This is a genomic window from Leclercia adecarboxylata (assembly GCF_035787115.1).
In the GTDB taxonomy this organism is placed as follows: domain Bacteria; phylum Pseudomonadota; class Gammaproteobacteria; order Enterobacterales; family Enterobacteriaceae; genus Enterobacter; species Enterobacter adecarboxylatus_E.
This window is the reverse complement of sequence record NZ_JALKTL010000001.1, coordinates 692,965-707,477: the sequence shown is the minus strand read 5'-3', so window position 1 is coordinate 707,477 and position 14,513 is coordinate 692,965. Positions and strand designations below refer to the sequence as shown.

The 14,513-nt window shown below is 53.8% G+C and carries 15 protein-coding genes and 1 pseudogene; 12 read left to right on the top strand and 4 right to left on the bottom strand.

The features are described from left to right. Positions 1-28 precede the first annotated feature (28 nt). The 5 genes and pseudogenes from rnm (at position 29) to rluB (ending at position 2,927) form a co-directional block, all read left to right on the top strand. The gene (gene rnm, locus MXM41_RS03320) at positions 29-925 is read left to right on the top strand and encodes an RNase RNM (RefSeq protein WP_418936761.1); all 897 of its coding nucleotides are present in this window, start codon (positions 29-31) and stop codon (positions 923-925) included. Beyond that, a complete protein-coding gene (locus MXM41_RS03315) occupies positions 922-1,542 on the top strand; it encodes an L-threonylcarbamoyladenylate synthase (RefSeq protein ID WP_325929883.1) in 621 nt (206 codons plus the stop codon). The genes rnm and MXM41_RS03315 overlap by 4 nt, the downstream gene beginning before the upstream one ends. Positions 1,543-1,604: 62 nt before the next feature. Then, positions 1,605-1,796, top strand: a pseudogene (locus MXM41_RS03310) (type VI secretion system tube protein Hcp); the annotation flags it as partial. After that, entirely contained in the window at positions 1,747-1,884 is a 138-nt protein-coding gene (locus MXM41_RS03305) for a hypothetical protein (protein WP_325930880.1), read from the top strand. The pseudogene MXM41_RS03310 and the gene MXM41_RS03305, both read left to right, overlap by 50 nt. Positions 1,885-2,051: 167 nt before the next feature. Continuing rightward, positions 2,052-2,927, top strand: a complete 876-nt coding sequence (gene rluB / locus MXM41_RS03300; RefSeq protein ID WP_325929881.1) for a 23S rRNA pseudouridine(2605) synthase RluB — start codon at positions 2,052-2,054, stop codon at positions 2,925-2,927. A 32-nt stretch (positions 2,928-2,959) separates the two neighbouring features. Here the strand turns inward: rluB and cobO are convergent, their stop codons facing one another. After that, positions 2,960-3,550, bottom strand: coding sequence for a cob(I)yrinic acid a,c-diamide adenosyltransferase (gene cobO, locus MXM41_RS03295; protein WP_325929880.1), 591 nt, complete (start codon positions 3,548-3,550; stop codon positions 2,960-2,962). After that, complete coding sequence (locus MXM41_RS03290) at positions 3,547-4,308, bottom strand: YciK family oxidoreductase (RefSeq protein WP_325929879.1); 762 nt, start codon at positions 4,306-4,308, stop codon at positions 3,547-3,549. Before MXM41_RS03290 ends, cobO begins: the two co-directional genes overlap by 4 nt. 249 nt (positions 4,309-4,557) lie before the next feature. Here MXM41_RS03290 and sohB point away from each other — a divergent pair, with 249 nt between their 5' ends. Further along, positions 4,558-5,604, top strand: a complete 1,047-nt coding sequence (gene sohB / locus MXM41_RS03285; RefSeq protein ID WP_325929878.1) for a protease SohB — start codon at positions 4,558-4,560, stop codon at positions 5,602-5,604. Positions 5,605-5,639: 35 nt separating this feature from the next. Here the strand turns inward: sohB and MXM41_RS03280 are convergent, their stop codons facing one another. Further along, positions 5,640-5,891, bottom strand: a complete 252-nt coding sequence (locus MXM41_RS03280) for a YciN family protein (RefSeq protein WP_325929877.1) — start codon at positions 5,889-5,891, stop codon at positions 5,640-5,642. A gap of 396 nt (positions 5,892-6,287) precedes the next feature. Between MXM41_RS03280 and topA the strand changes: the two genes are divergently transcribed. The 6 genes from topA to acnA all read left to right on the top strand — a co-directional run bounded on the left by topA (position 6,288) and on the right by acnA (position 13,759). Next, on the top strand, positions 6,288-8,882 hold the full coding sequence (gene topA, locus MXM41_RS03275; protein WP_325929876.1) for a type I DNA topoisomerase: 2,595 nt from the start codon (positions 6,288-6,290) through the stop codon (positions 8,880-8,882). A gap of 186 nt (positions 8,883-9,068) precedes the next feature. After that, complete coding sequence (gene cysB, locus MXM41_RS03270) at positions 9,069-10,043, top strand: HTH-type transcriptional regulator CysB (RefSeq protein ID WP_325929875.1); 975 nt, start codon at positions 9,069-9,071, stop codon at positions 10,041-10,043. A 314-nt stretch (positions 10,044-10,357) separates the two neighbouring features. Beyond that, positions 10,358-10,519 (top strand): YmiA family putative membrane protein, encoded by a 162-nt coding sequence (locus tag MXM41_RS03265; protein ID WP_325929873.1) that lies wholly within the window; start codon positions 10,358-10,360, stop codon positions 10,517-10,519. Between the two features lie 2 nt (positions 10,520-10,521). After that, the gene (locus MXM41_RS03260) at positions 10,522-10,692 is read left to right on the top strand and encodes a hypothetical protein (protein WP_325929872.1); all 171 of its coding nucleotides are present in this window, start codon (positions 10,522-10,524) and stop codon (positions 10,690-10,692) included. A 128-nt stretch (positions 10,693-10,820) separates the two neighbouring features. Then, positions 10,821-10,919 carry a small membrane protein YmiC gene (ymiC, locus tag MXM41_RS03255; protein WP_418936770.1) on the top strand — a complete coding sequence of 33 codons (99 nt, stop codon included), beginning with the start codon at positions 10,821-10,823 and terminating at the stop codon, positions 10,917-10,919. Between the two features lie 164 nt (positions 10,920-11,083). After that, entirely contained in the window at positions 11,084-13,759 is a 2,676-nt protein-coding gene (acnA, locus tag MXM41_RS03250; protein ID WP_325929870.1) for an aconitate hydratase AcnA, read from the top strand. Between the two features lie 39 nt (positions 13,760-13,798). Here acnA and ribA read toward each other — a convergent pair whose 3' ends face one another. After that, positions 13,799-14,389, bottom strand: coding sequence for a GTP cyclohydrolase II (ribA, locus tag MXM41_RS03245; protein WP_325929869.1), 591 nt, complete (start codon positions 14,387-14,389; stop codon positions 13,799-13,801). Positions 14,390-14,513 lie beyond the last annotated feature (124 nt).

Genomic DNA, 14,513 nt, shown 5'->3' with positions numbered 1-14,513 from the left:
ATTATGGCGGCGCAGATATTGACGATCAGTGACGGGAGCCGCTTTGAGCGACACGAATTACGCAGTGATTTATGATTTACACAGCCACACCCAGGCCTCTGACGGCCTGCTTACGCCCGAAGAGCTTGTCCATCGCGCCCATGACATGCGCGTGGGTACGCTGGCGATCACCGATCACGATACCACCGAGGCCATTATGGCCGCGCGGGCTGAAATTGCCCGCAGTGGATTACCGCTTAGCCTGATAGCAGGTGTGGAAATTTCTACCGTCTGGGAAAATCACGAAATCCATATTGTCGGGTTGAACATTGATATTGAGAACCCGGCCATGCGCGCGTTCCTGGATGCGCAAAAAGCGCGTCGGGTGCAACGGGCAGAAACGATCGCCGAACGCCTGGAGAAAGCCCATATCCCCGGTGCATGGGAAGGGGCCCTGCGTCTGGCGAATGGCGGGGCGGTGACCCGCGCCCACTTTGCCCGTTTTCTGGTCGAAGCCGGAAAGGCCAATAACATTGCAGATGTGTTTAAAAAATACCTCGCCCGCGGGAAAACCGGATACGTTCCTCCCCAGTGGTGTACAATAGAACAAGCTATTGATGTCATTCATCATTCTGGCGGCAAGGCGGTACTGGCCCATCCCGGGCGGTATAACCTCTCCGCCAAGTGGCTGAAACGTCTGCTGGCTTACTTTGCCGAACACGGCGGAGATGCGATGGAAGTCGCCCAGTGCCAGCAGGCGCCCAACGAGCGCAGTCAGCTGGCTGAATATGCCCGCCAGTATGGACTCCTTGCTTCCCAGGGCTCTGATTTTCATCAGCCCTGTCCCTGGATTGAGCTGGGACGCAAGCTCTGGTTACCCGCTGGCGTCGAGCCGGTGTGGCAACTCTGGGAACAGCCGACGCCAATTGAAGAGAGGGTAGTATGAGCCAATTTTTTTATATCCATCCTGACAATCCGCAGCCGCGTTTGATTAATCAGGCCGTGGAGATCGTGCGTAAGGGCGGGGTTATCGTCTATCCCACCGATTCAGGTTATGCGCTGGGCTGTAAGATCGAAGACAAAAACGCGATGGAGCGTATCTGCCGGATCCGCCACCTGCCTAACGGGCATAACTTCACCCTGATGTGCCGGGATCTCTCTGAGTTATCCACCTACTCCTACGTCGATAACGTGGCGTTTCGGTTGATCAAAAATAACACGCCGGGCAACTACACCTTTATCCTCAAAGGGACGAAAGAGGTGCCTCGCCGCCTGCTGCAGGAAAAACGCAAAACCATCGGCATGCGCGTGCCGTCAAACCCGATTGCCCAGGCGCTGCTCGAAACGCTCGGCGAGCCGATGCTCTCGACGTCGCTGATGCTGCCGGGGAGCGATTTTACCGAGTCCGACCCGGATGAGATCAAAGATCGCCTGGAGAAACAGGTTGAGCTAGTGATTCACGGCGGCTATCTCGGCCAGCAGCCGACCACGGTGATCGATTTAACGGAAGATGCCCCGGTTGTGCTGCGTGAAGGGGTGGGGGATGTGAAGCCTTTCCTGTAAATTCTCTCTTTTAGGGCCATGTCATTAGCGCAAATTCTCCCGCTATAATGGCCCTGATATTAACGCCCCGCTTATTTTATAAAGCGGCAGCGACAGGCCAGACGCTGAAAAGTGCGGAAATCAGGTTTTATCATATCAACGATAAAATGAATCACGTTGAAAGCGTCACTATTCAGTATGAAAAAATCACCTGGCGCATTGTCGATGGCAACATTCATTTTACTGACGCCTGGAACGAGCGACCAGGAGCGTGACGAAAAAGACAGCCCGATCGTTGGGCTTGCTTCAGGTTATCAGCACCAGAATACTGCCGCGCAAAACTTGTTGAATCATTTAGTCTAAAATTCATGTAGTATGTGCGGCCATGAATCACAGGGCGAGACACATTGTCTGCCATTATGTGTGCTGTGAAAGCATTACCGATCATTGAGTTAAGGCTGTATTGAGCTTAACTCATTGTTTTGAAAGTATCCCAGACGCCTGTGAAGGCGACACCTGAAGGAAGCTCAATGAGCGAGAAATTACAGAAAGTGCTGGCTCGCGCCGGCCACGGTTCACGCCGTGAAATCGAAACCATTATCGAAGCGGGCCGAGTCAGTGTGGACGGTAAAATTGCCACCCTGGGTGACCGCGTGGAAATCGTCCCTGGCCTGAAAATCCGTATCGATGGCCACCTGATCTCGGTAAAAGAGTCTGCCGAGCAGATTTGCCGCGTGCTGGCATACTATAAGCCGGAAGGCGAGCTCTGCACCCGTAACGATCCGGAAGGCCGTCCAACCGTATTCGACCGCCTGCCAAAACTGCGCGGCGCGCGCTGGATCGCGGTAGGTCGTCTGGACGTCAACACCTGCGGTCTGCTGCTGTTCACTACCGATGGTGAACTGGCAAACCGTCTGATGCACCCCAGCCGTGAAGTGGAACGTGAGTACGCGGTTCGCGTGTTCGGTGAAGTTGACGACAATAAAATTCGCGATCTGTCTCGCGGCGTTCAGCTTGAAGATGGTCCGGCAGCGTTTAAAACCATTAAATTTACCGGTGGCGAAGGCATTAACCAGTGGTACAACGTGACCCTGACTGAAGGCCGCAACCGTGAAGTGCGTCGCCTGTGGGAAGCCGTTGGCGTGCAGGTTAGCCGTCTCATCCGCGTACGTTACGGTGACATTCTTCTGCCAAAAGGCCTGCCACGCGGCGGCTACACGGAGCTGGATTTAACCCAGACCAACTATCTGCGTGAGCTGGTGGAATTGACTCCAGAAACCTCCTCAAAAGTGGCGGTAGAAAAAGACCGCCGTCGCATGAAAGCGAACCAGATTCGCCGGGCGGTTAAACGTCATAGCCAGGTCAGCGGCAATCGTCGCTCTGGCAGCCGTAACAACAACGGCTAAAAATAAAAAACCCGGCGCTGCCGGGTTTTTTATTAATAATCGATGCCGATTTGCGCTTTAATCCCTGCATCAAAGGCGTGTTTCACCGGGCGTAATTCGCTGACCGTATCTGCCATCTCCAGAAGATCCCGATGACACCCGCGCCCGGTGATAATCACCGTCTGGTGCGCCGGACGGTTGTTCAGCGCTTCGACTACCTCCTGCAACGGTAAATAGTCGTAAGCCACCATATAGGTGATTTCATCAAGCAGAACCATGTTTAGCTTTGGGTCAGCCAGCATGCGTTTGGCGTGCTCCCAGACGGCGAGACAGGCGGCGGTGTCGGTTTCCCGGTTTTGCGTGTCCCAGGTAAAGCCGGTCGCCATCACCTGAAATTCCACCCCATGCGGTTCCAGCAAATTACGCTCGCCGTTGGGCCACTCGCCCTTAATGAACTGAATAACGCCCACCTTTTGCCCGTGCCCAACGGCGCGCGTTGCGGTGCCAAAAGCTGCGGTGGTTTTGCCTTTGCCATTGCCGGTAAAGACAATAATAATCCCGCGCTCATTTGTCGCTGCGGCAACGCGGGCGTCGACCTGCTCTTTCAGGCGCTGCTGGCGCTGCTGATGACGTTCATCACTCATTGCGATATTCCTGGTTTACGGCCGGGTTGGGCATCAAAGGTCATGCCGGTTTTGCGGCGGCTGTCGTCGCCCATCAGCCACAGATAGAGCGGCATGATGTCGGCAGGGGTTTTCAGTTTCATCGGGTCTTCGCTCGGGAAGGCGCTGGCGCGCATGCCCGTACGCGTCCCGCCGGGATTTATGCAGTTTACGCGCAGGTGGCGGCTCTGATACTCCTCGGCCAGCACCTGCATCATGCCTTCGGTGGCGAATTTCGAGGCGGCATAGGCACCCCAGTTGGCCCGTCCCTGTCGTCCAACGCTGGATGAGGTAAACACCAGCGAGCCGGAATCGGACTGCAGTAATAAAGGAAGCAATGCCTGGGTGAGGAAAAAGGTGCCGTTAACATTCACCTGCATCACCTGCTGCCAGATCTCCGGGGTTTGCTCCTCCATGGGCCGCACTTCGCCAAGTAAACCCGCATTGTGCAGAACACCGTCCAGACGTGGATATTCGGCGGCAATACGCCCGACAAGCTCCCGACAGCTCTCCGGAGTGCAGGTTAACAGGTCGAGAACATATTCGCGGGTAGGGGCGCCACCCTCGCTGGCAATAGCCTGGGCGACATCGCGCAGTTTATCTTCATTTCTTCCCAGCAGGATAAGGCGCGCTCCGTGGCGGGCGTAGGTTAGCGCCGCTTCGCGGCCAATGCCGTCGCTGGCTCCGGTGACCAGAATAATACGGTTTTGCAGTAGATCTTTTTTGGGTTGATAGTGCAAGGTCACTCCTCTGGCGCGCGCTGGCGCAGCCCATGCTGTGCGGTCTCTTTTCGGCTTTATGCCCGAAAGCGCGCCTGATTACAATCAGTCTACCGGTGAGTTCGCTGTAAAATTAACAATTTGCAAAGATTTCATTCATAAATAAACATTCCTGAAGACGCCTCGCAAGGTTATCGTCAGGTGCGAGACGCCTGGCGGTGGCTGTTGTACACTGGGTGAGAAAACAAGTGGTTAAACCAAGGTGGATGCGTGGAATTACTTTCTGAGTACGGTTTATTTCTGGCCAAAATTGCGACGGTGGTGATTGCCATTGCGGTAGTCGCCGTTCTGATTGTTAACCTGACGCAGCGCAAACGCCAGCGCGGCGAGTTGCGTATTACCCGCTTAAGCGAGCAGTACACTGAGATGCAGGAGGAGATGTCAGTGGCGCTGCTTGACGCGCATCAGCAAAAACTGTGGCACAAAGCGCAGAAGAAAAAGCGCAAGCTTGAAGCAAAAGCCGCAAAGCAGAAAGCAAAGCAGGAGCATCGCCCTGAAGTGGCAAAACCACGGGTTTATGTGCTGGATTTCAAAGGCAGCATGGATGCGCATGAGGTCTCCTCCCTGCGCGAAGAAGTCACCGCAGTGTTGGCAGTGGCAAGAGCCGAAGACCAGGTTGTGCTGCGTCTCGAAAGCCCGGGTGGGGTGGTGCATGGGTATGGGCTGGCTTCCTCACAGCTGCAGCGTCTGCGCGATAAACAGATCCCGCTGACGGTAGCGGTGGATAAAGTCGCCGCCAGCGGTGGCTATATGATGGCCTGCGTGGCTGATAAAATTGTCGCCGCACCTTTCTCTATTATTGGCTCGATTGGCGTAGTGGCGCAGATCCCCAACTTTAATCGTTTCCTGAAAAATAAAGACATTGATGTTGAGCTCCATACAGCGGGCCAGTACAAACGTACCTTGACCCTGCTGGGGGAAAACACCGAAGAGGGGCGTCAGAAGTTCCGTGAAGATCTCAACGACACCCACCAGCTGTTTAAAGGGTTCGTGAAGCAGATGCGACCCACGCTTGATATCGATCAGGTCGCCACAGGGGAACACTGGTACGGCACCCAGGCGCTAGAAAAAGGGCTGGTGGACCAGGTAGGAACCAGCGACGATCTGCTGTTATCGCTGATGGAAGGCCGCGAGCTGGTGGGCGTGCGCTATACTCGCCGTAAAAAGCTAATGGATCGCTTTACCAACAGTGCCGCAGAGAGCGCGGACCGTCTGTTGCTGCGCTGGCTGCAGCGCGGACAAAAACCGCTGCTGTGAATAAAAACGCGAGGCCAGTGCCTCGCGTTTTTGCATCAATCAACCAGATGGTACTTTTCTGAGAGCGCATGGGCCAGGTATTTAAACATGTTAAATACCGCGGTGCTGCGTGGGGTAGGTAAACCCTGTTCATCAAGAAAGTACTCTCCGCTGAACACCAGCACACCATTGCGCTGCTCTACGCCTGTGGCTTCGATCCCTGCCATAGTGTCGTCATGTTCACGAATGAGTTTATTTGCTTCTGCAAGCAAGGTTGCGCGGTCAATTGGTTGGGTAGTTTGCTGCATTATCCACTCCTTAAACAGTGATATTAGTCTACGCCGCAGCGGTCCCGGGAGCAAATTTTCCCCGTTTTGGCGCATGCCGGGCAAGACGGACAGCGCTGGCGTGATTTGCTTTTGCATGCTAATAAAGTTGCGTAACGGATTTTATCAGGTAGAGTGTGCGCTTTCGTCATTCTGGCAACAGATTTGCTTGACATTCGACCTAAATCTCGTCGTGCGGTCACACTGAAGCGAGAAAAAACGTGTTATCTCAGCTGCTTGTGTGATGTCGTTTTTGCGACATAAGTGACCACAGGGTTGATATCCACTGATGGCGTCGCTATATAAATGTCTCGTCGCCAGTGGAAGGTGAACTCACTCGACGTATTCCTGGAAGAAACAAATTAGGTAAAGGTGAATATGGGTAAAGCTCTCGTTATCGTTGAGTCCCCGGCAAAAGCCAAAACGATCAATAAGTATCTGGGTAGTGACTACGTGGTGAAGTCCAGCGTCGGTCATATCCGCGATCTGCCGACCAGTGGCTCAGCCAAGAAGAGCGCCGACTCTACCTCCACCAAAGGGGCCAAAAAGCCTAAAAAGGATGAACGTAGCGCGCTCGTAAATCGCATGGGGGTTAACCCATGGGATAACTGGCAGGCACAGTACGAAGTACTGCCGGGTAAAGAGAAAGTCGTCTCCGAGCTGAAACAGCTGGCGGATAAAGCCGACCACATCTATCTCGCAACCGACCTTGACCGCGAAGGGGAGGCCATTGCATGGCACCTGCGGGAAGTGATCGGGGGCGATGACACACGCTATAGCCGCGTGGTGTTTAACGAAATTACCAAAAACGCGATCCGTCAGGCTTTCGAAAAGCCGGGCGAGCTGAATATTGACCGCGTTAATGCGCAGCAGGCGCGCCGCTTTATGGACCGCGTCGTGGGTTATATGGTTTCTCCACTGCTGTGGAAAAAGATTGCGCGTGGTCTTTCTGCTGGCCGTGTCCAGTCTGTTGCTGTGCGTCTGGTGGTTGAACGCGAACGTGAAATCAAAGCGTTCGTACCAGAAGAGTTTTGGGAAGTGGACGCCAGCGTGACTACGCCGGGCGGCGACACGCTGCCGCTGGAAGTGTCACACCAGAACGATAAGCCGTTCCGGCCTGAAAACCGTGAACAGACGATGGCCGCGGTGGCGCTGCTTGAAAAAGCCCGCTATCAGGTGGTGGATCGTGAAGACAAGCCAACCAGCAGCAAGCCTGGCGCGCCTTTCATTACTTCCACGCTGCAGCAGGCGGCCAGCACCCGTCTGGGTTATGGTGTGAAAAAAACCATGATGATGGCTCAGCGTCTGTACGAAGCGGGTCACATCACCTATATGCGTACTGACTCTACCAACCTGAGCCAGGACGCGGTTAACATGGTGCGCGATTACATTGGCGATAATTTCGGTAAGAAGTACCTGCCGGAAAGCGCGAATCAGTACAACAGCAAAGAGAACTCCCAGGAAGCGCACGAAGCCATTCGTCCTTCTGACGTCTCGGTGCTGGCGGAATCGCTGAAGGATATGGAAGCCGATGCACAGAAACTCTATCAGCTGATCTGGCGCCAGTTTGTTGCCTGTCAGATGACGCCTGCGCAGTACGACTCCACCACCCTGACCGTGGGTGCGGGTGATTTCCGTCTGAAAGCTCGTGGACGCATCCTGCGCTTCGATGGCTGGACCAAAGTGATGCCTGCCCTGCGTAAGGGGGATGAAGATAAAACCTTGCCTGCGGTCAACGCGGGGGATGAACTCACCCTGATTGAACTGACGCCGGCACAGCACTTTACTAAGCCACCGGCGCGCTTTAGTGAAGCCTCGCTGGTAAAAGAGCTGGAAAAACGCGGTATTGGTCGTCCGTCTACCTACGCGTCGATCATATCGACCATTCAGGATCGCGGCTATGTGCGGACGGAGAACCGCCGATTCTATGCTGAGAAAATGGGTGAGATTGTCACCGATCGCCTGGAAGATAACTTCCGTGAACTGATGAACTACGATTTTACCGCGCAGATGGAAAACAGCCTTGACCAGGTAGCCAACCATGAAGCCGAGTGGAAGAAGGTTCTGGACAGCTTCTTCAGCGACTTCACCAAGCAGCTGGACAAAGCGGAAAAAGACCCTGAAGAGGGGGGCATGCAGCCGAACCAGATGGTGCTGACCAGCATCGACTGTCCGACCTGCGGTCGTAAGATGGGTATTCGTACCGCCACCACTGGTGTATTCCTCGGTTGCTCGGGCTATGCGTTATCGCCAAAAGAGCGCTGCAAAACCACCATCAATCTGGTGCCGGAAAACGAAGTGCTGAACGTGCTGGAAGGTGATGATGCGGAAACCAACGCATTACGCGCCAGACGCCGCTGCGCCAAGTGCGGCACAGCGATGGACAGCTATCTGATCGATCCGAAACGCAAGCTGCACGTCTGCGGTAATAACCCAACCTGCGATGGTTACGAGATCGAAGAGGGTGAATTCCGCATCAAGGGCTATGACGGTCCGATTGTGGAGTGTGAGAAATGCGGCTCTGAAATGCACCTGAAGATGGGGCGTTTTGGTAAGTACATGGCCTGCACTAACGACGACTGTAAAAACACGCGTAAGATCCTTCGGAATGGCGAAGTGGCACCGCCGAAGGAAGATCCGGTTCCGTTGCCGGAGCTGCCGTGTGAAAAGTCTGATGCGTACTTTGTTCTGCGTGACGGGGCTGCGGGCGTTTTCCTTGCGGCGAACACCTTCCCGAAATCGCGTGAAACGCGTGCGCCGCTGGTCGAAGAGCTTTACCGCTTCCGCGATCGCCTGGCAGATAAACTGCGCTATCTGGCCGATGCGCCGCAGCAGGATCCTGAAGGTAATAAAACCGTGGTGCGCTTTAGTCGTAAAACCAAGCAGCAATATGTCGCTGCTGAAAAAGACGGCAAAGCGACCGGATGGTCAGCATTTTATGTTGACGGTAAATGGGTTGAAGGTAAGAAATAACCTTAATTTACTGTAAGTTACCTTTTAAGGGCCGGCATTCCGGCCCTTTTTTATTGCCAGGTTATTATTTTTTGTGCCGGGCTATACAGCAAAGATATAAGTGATATAGTGGTTATAGTTAACCCTTTTCTTATTATCAAATCGTCTTAAGCGATTGCCCGTGTGCGCTAAATCGGATGGTCTGGCATGAAACTACAGCAGCTTCGCTATATCGTTGAGGTGGTCAACCACAACCTTAACGTCTCCTCGACCGCAGAAGGTCTTTATACGTCTCAACCCGGCATCAGTAAGCAGGTACGCATGCTTGAAGATGAACTTGGGATCCAGATTTTCGCCCGCAGTGGTAAACATCTTACTCAGGTAACGCCTGCGGGACAGGAAATCATTCGTATCGCCCGCGAAGTGCTGTCGAAAGTCGATGCTATCAAATCCGTTGCCGGAGAACACACCTGGCCGGATAAAGGCTCGTTGTATATCGCTACCACCCACACTCAGGCGCGCTACGCCCTGCCTGGGGTGATAAAAGGGTTCATCGAACGTTATCCTCGCGTTTCATTACATATGCATCAGGGCTCACCGACGCAAATTGCCGAAGCAGTTTCCAAGGGCAATGCTGATTTCGCCATCGCCACTGAAGCGCTACATCTTTATGACGATCTGGTAATGCTGCCTTGCTACCACTGGAACCGCTCGATTGTGGTGACGCCGGAACATCCGCTGGCGGCAAAAAACTCGGTCTCGATTGAAGAGCTTGCGCAGTATCCGCTGGTGACTTATACCTTTGGCTTTACGGGCCGTTCAGAACTGGATACGGCCTTTAATCGCGCTGGCCTGACACCAAGAATCGTCTTTACCGCTACCGATGCCGATGTGATTAAGACCTATGTGCGGCTTGGTCTGGGGGTCGGGGTTATTGCCAGCATGGCGGTGGATCCCATTGCCGATCCTGATTTAGTGCGTCTGGATACCCAGGGCGTATTTGGCCACAGCACCACTAAAATTGGTTTCCGTCGCAGCACCTTCCTGCGTAGCTATATGTATGATTTTATTCAACGATTCGCACCGCATCTCACCCGCGACGTGGTTGATACCGCGGTGGCACTGCGCTCCAACGAAGATATCGAAGCGATGTTCAAAGATATCAAGCTGCCAGAAAAATAATAACCTGGGGTATCTTTCCTTCGGGGAAGATACCCTTATATCTGCATTGTACTGAATTAAAATCCCGCCAACTCTCTTTCATTTCCCCTGATAACCATAGCGTTACGGCGTTCTTTCATAGACGCGTTGTGAAAAGCCAACAAACATAGAAAATAAATAGCCGCTACGCAAATCCCTCGTTTCATTTATATATTTCCGCTCAAAAGATTAATTATTTCACGGTTGACGATTCGTAAATTCGCTGGATTTTCGACTAAAGTTTCTTTAGGATTTATCTCAGTCACGATTACTTATACCAATTGTTTGGTACTAAAATGATAAGCGAAGTCGATTGTAAGAGGTTAGCAATGCCGTCAGGAAGTCACGAGCCACAACGGGACCCAGGACTTAAGCGTAAAGCCTGGCTGGCGGTGTTTCTCGGTTCCACCCTGTTTTGGGTAGTGGTGGCCATTCTGGTCTGGAAATTCTGGGGTTAACTATGACGGTTCAGGGGCGTAGTGAAGCAGTAAAGCCAGTATGTCAACAGCGTGACACTCGCCGTAAGGTTCGTCATGAGGCTGCAAATAATGCTCCGGCATCCTGGAAACTGTCGGCGCAGCAGCAGGCCTTCATTGATTTGTTCGCAGAAGACGAAGCTAAAAAACAATAATTATTATTATCAGCGATGCAAAATAATAATCCGATGCGCTTTTGTACTCTCTAAGAAATACATATCAGCAATACCGTACTGTGGCAAATTCAGCCACATATGAATAAATAAAGAGTGGTGTCGCAATGATGAATAATATATCCGGAGTCAAATACTGGTCGTGGATGGCCGCATTTTCCCTCTCGATTCTCTTCTGGTGCCAGCTAATCTGGCTCACCCTACACTGAATGATGAAGGCCTCGCTTCCGCGGGGCTTTTTTTACGTCCTGTTATCACACCAAATTTGTCCATTTGAGTTGTTATCAAATCGTTACGGTGACGATGTGTTATCTTTAATTACGGCCCTGATAAAAGTCAGGGCATCGCAATCCCGGTAATTAAGGAGGAGCTTATGTCGTTAACCCTACGCGAAGCCAGTAAGGATACATTGCAGGCTGAGAACAAAACCTATCACTACTACAGCCTGCCGCTGGCCGCAAAGGAACTTGGGGATATTGCGCGCTTACCCAAGTCGCTGAAAGTATTACTGGAAAATCTCCTGCGCTGGCAGGATGAGGTCTCTGTGACGGCAGAGGATATTCATGCCCTGGCGGGGTGGTTGCAGAGCGCCCACGCCGACCGGGAGATCGCCTATCGTCCCGCCAGGGTTCTGATGCAGGATTTTACTGGCGTCCCGGCAGTAGTCGATCTGGCGGCGATGCGTGAAGCGGTCAAGCGCCTTGGGGGAGATACTGCCAAAGTGAACCCGCTCTCCCCGGTCGATCTGGTTATTGACCACTCGGTGACCGTGGACCATTTTGGCGATGATGATGCCTTTGAAGAGAACGTTCGCCTGGAGATGGAGCGTAACCACGAACGTTACGTGTTTCTAAAATGGGGCCAGCAGGCGTTCAGCCGCTTCAGCGTTGTCCCGCCTGGCACCGGCATCTGTCATCAGGTCAACCTGGAGTATCTCGGCAAAGCGGTGTGGAGTGAACTGCAGGATAAAGAGTGGGTGGCCTACCCGGATACGCTTGTCGGCACGGATTCCCATACAACCATGATCAACGGCCTCGGCGTGCTGGGCTGGGGGGTAGGGGGAATCGAAGCCGAAGCTGCGATGCTCGGCCAGCCGGTTTCCATGCTCATTCCGGACGTGGTCGGCTTTAAGCTGACCGGCAAGCTCAGCGAGGGCATCACCGCCACTGACCTGGTGCTCACCGTGACCCAGATGCTGCGTAAGCACGGCGTGGTGGGTAAATTTGTTGAATTTTATGGAGATGGGCTTGATTCGCTGCCGCTGGCGGACCGGGCCACTATCGCCAATATGGCGCCTGAGTATGGCGCTACCTGTGGTTTCTTCCCGATTGATGGCGTGACGCTTGAGTATATGCGCCTCAGCGGACGCAGCAGTGAGCAGGTCGCGCTGGTGGAGGCCTATGCCAAAGCACAGGGTATGTGGCGTAACCCGGGCGATGAACCGGTGTTTACCAGCACTCTGGCGCTGGATATGGCTGAGGTTGAAGCGAGCCTGGCCGGGCCAAAACGACCCCAGGATCGTGTGGCCCTGGCGGACGTGCCTAAAGCTTTTGCCGCCAGCAATGAACTGGAGGTCAATACCGCGCAGAAAGACAGGCGACCTATTGATTACGTGATGAATGGTCATCAGTACCAGCTCCCGGACGGGGCGGTAGCGATCGCGGCTATAACCTCCTGCACCAATACCTCGAACCCCAGCGTGCTGATGGCGGCAGGGCTACTGGCCAAAAAAGCGGTCACCCTTGGCCTGAAACGTCAGCCGTGGGTAAAAGCCTCGCTGGCGCCGGGTTCTAAGGTGGTTTCCGATTATCTGGCTCAGGCGCGCCTGACGCCATATCTGGACGAGCTGGGCTTTAACCTGGTGGGTTACGGATGTACCACCTGCATCGGTAACTCCGGGCCGCTTCCCGAACCTATCGAGACAGCAATCAAGCAGGGTGATTTGACGGTAGGGGCAGTGCTGTCGGGCAACCGTAATTTTGAAGGGCGTATTCATCCGCTGGTAAAAACCAACTGGCTGGCCTCCCCGCCGCTGGTGGTGGCATACGCCCTGGCGGGCAATATGAATATCAATCTGGCGACCGATCCGCTGGGCCAGGATCGCAAAGGGGATCCGGTTTATCTGAAAGATATCTGGCCTTCGGCCCAGGAGATCGCCCTCGCGGTTGAAAAAGTCTCTACCGACATGTTCCGTAAAGAGTATGCTGAAGTGTTTGAAGGCACGCCGGAGTGGAAAAGCATCGAGGTGGCGCGTTCCGATACTTACAGCTGGCAGGATGATTCCACATACATCCGCCTGTCGCCTTTCTTTGACGATATGCTGGCACAGCCCAAACCGCTGGAGGATATCCACGGCGCGCGCGTACTCGCCATTCTTGGAGACTCAGTAACCACTGACCATATCTCCCCGGCGGGCAGTATCAAAGCGGACAGTCCGGCAGGGCGTTATCTCCAGAGCCGTGGCGTGGAGCGCCGTGATTTCAACTCCTATGGTTCGCGTCGCGGCAACCATGAGGTGATGATGCGGGGCACCTTCGCCAATATTCGTATTCGTAACGAAATGGTTCCTGGCGTAGAAGGTGGGATGACGCGTCATCTCCCGGGTACGGAAGTGATTTCGATTTACGATGCTGCGATGAAGTACCAGCAGGAAGGCACGCCGCTGGCGGTGATTGCCGGGAAAGAGTACGGCTCAGGCTCAAGCCGTGACTGGGCGGCAAAAGGACCAAGACTGCTTGGCGTGCGGGTCGTCATTGCCGAATCATTTGAGCGTATTCACCGTTCCAACCTGATCGGGATGGGGATTTTACCGCTGGAATTTCCGCAAGGGGCGTCGCGTAAAACGCTGGGTCTGACAGGTGAGGAGCGCATTGATATTGCGGATCTCCAGAATCTGACGCCTGGCACAACCGTTCCGGTTAAACTGACGCGGGCGGACGGGCAAGTCGAGATCGTGAACTGCCGCTGTCGTATTGATACCGCGACGGAGCTCACCTACTATCAGAACGACGGCATCTTACACTATGTAATTCGTAATATGCTGAATTAAAAAGATATCCGCCCGGCGCACTCTGCCGGGCGGTTGTTTTTACTTGCTAAGCAGGTGCCCAAGCTTCGCTGCTTTAGTATCCAGATAGTGTTCGTTTTTTGGGTTGCGGCCCACAATTAGCGGCACACGTTCAACGATGTTAATCCCGGCTTCGGTCAGGATCTCAACCTTACGCGGGTTGTTGGTCAGCAGACGTACCTCATCCACCCCTAAAAGCTTGAACATATCAGCGCACAGGGTGAAATCACGTTCATCAGCAGCAAAGCCCAGCTGGTGGTTGGCTTCGACGGTGTCATAACCTTGATCCTGCAATGCATAGGCGCGGATCTTATTCAGCAGACCAATATTACGGCCCTCCTGACGGTGATAAAGCAGGATGCCACGGCCTTCTTCCGCAATGTGCGACAGGGCGGCTTCCAGCTGAAAACCACAATCGCAGCGCAGACTAAACAGGGCGTCACCCGTCAAACACTCGGAATGAACACGTGCCAGGACCGGCGTCTGCCCGGACGTATCGCCGAACACTAACGCAACGTGATCCTGCCCGGTTGCCAGTTCTTCAAAGCCCACCATCAGGAAATCGCCCCATGGGGTTGGCAGATTGGCTTCTGCCACACGTTTAAGCTGCATGTGATTCTCCAGAAAATGCTGACACGCCTTGTGTCTTTCGCCTGTTTGGCTGTCGGTATTGTCTTATTTTGCCACAAGCTGCGCGGGTTCACCTAATCGCTGCCGGCTTAACGAACGTTAAACG

Coding starts and splice junctions, on each gene's coding strand:
- MXM41_RS03315 (WP_325929883.1), top strand. CDS start 922: ATGAGCCAATTTTTTTATATCCATCCTGACAATCCGCAGCCGCGTTTG.
- MXM41_RS03305 (WP_325930880.1), top strand. CDS start 1,747: ATGGCAACATTCATTTTACTGACGCCTGGAACGAGCGACCAGGAGCGT.
- rluB (WP_325929881.1), top strand. CDS start 2,052: ATGAGCGAGAAATTACAGAAAGTGCTGGCTCGCGCCGGCCACGGTTCA.
- cobO (WP_325929880.1), bottom strand. CDS start 3,550: ATGAGTGATGAACGTCATCAGCAGCGCCAGCAGCGCCTGAAAGAGCAG.
- MXM41_RS03280 (WP_325929877.1), bottom strand. CDS start 5,891: ATGCAGCAAACTACCCAACCAATTGACCGCGCAACCTTGCTTGCAGAA.
- topA (WP_325929876.1), top strand. CDS start 6,288: ATGGGTAAAGCTCTCGTTATCGTTGAGTCCCCGGCAAAAGCCAAAACG.
- cysB (WP_325929875.1), top strand. CDS start 9,069: ATGAAACTACAGCAGCTTCGCTATATCGTTGAGGTGGTCAACCACAAC.
- MXM41_RS03265 (WP_325929873.1), top strand. CDS start 10,358: ATGATAAGCGAAGTCGATTGTAAGAGGTTAGCAATGCCGTCAGGAAGT.
- MXM41_RS03260 (WP_325929872.1), top strand. CDS start 10,522: ATGACGGTTCAGGGGCGTAGTGAAGCAGTAAAGCCAGTATGTCAACAG.
- ymiC (WP_418936770.1), top strand. CDS start 10,821: ATGAATAATATATCCGGAGTCAAATACTGGTCGTGGATGGCCGCATTT.
- acnA (WP_325929870.1), top strand. CDS start 11,084: ATGTCGTTAACCCTACGCGAAGCCAGTAAGGATACATTGCAGGCTGAG.
- ribA (WP_325929869.1), bottom strand. CDS start 14,389: ATGCAGCTTAAACGTGTGGCAGAAGCCAATCTGCCAACCCCATGGGGC.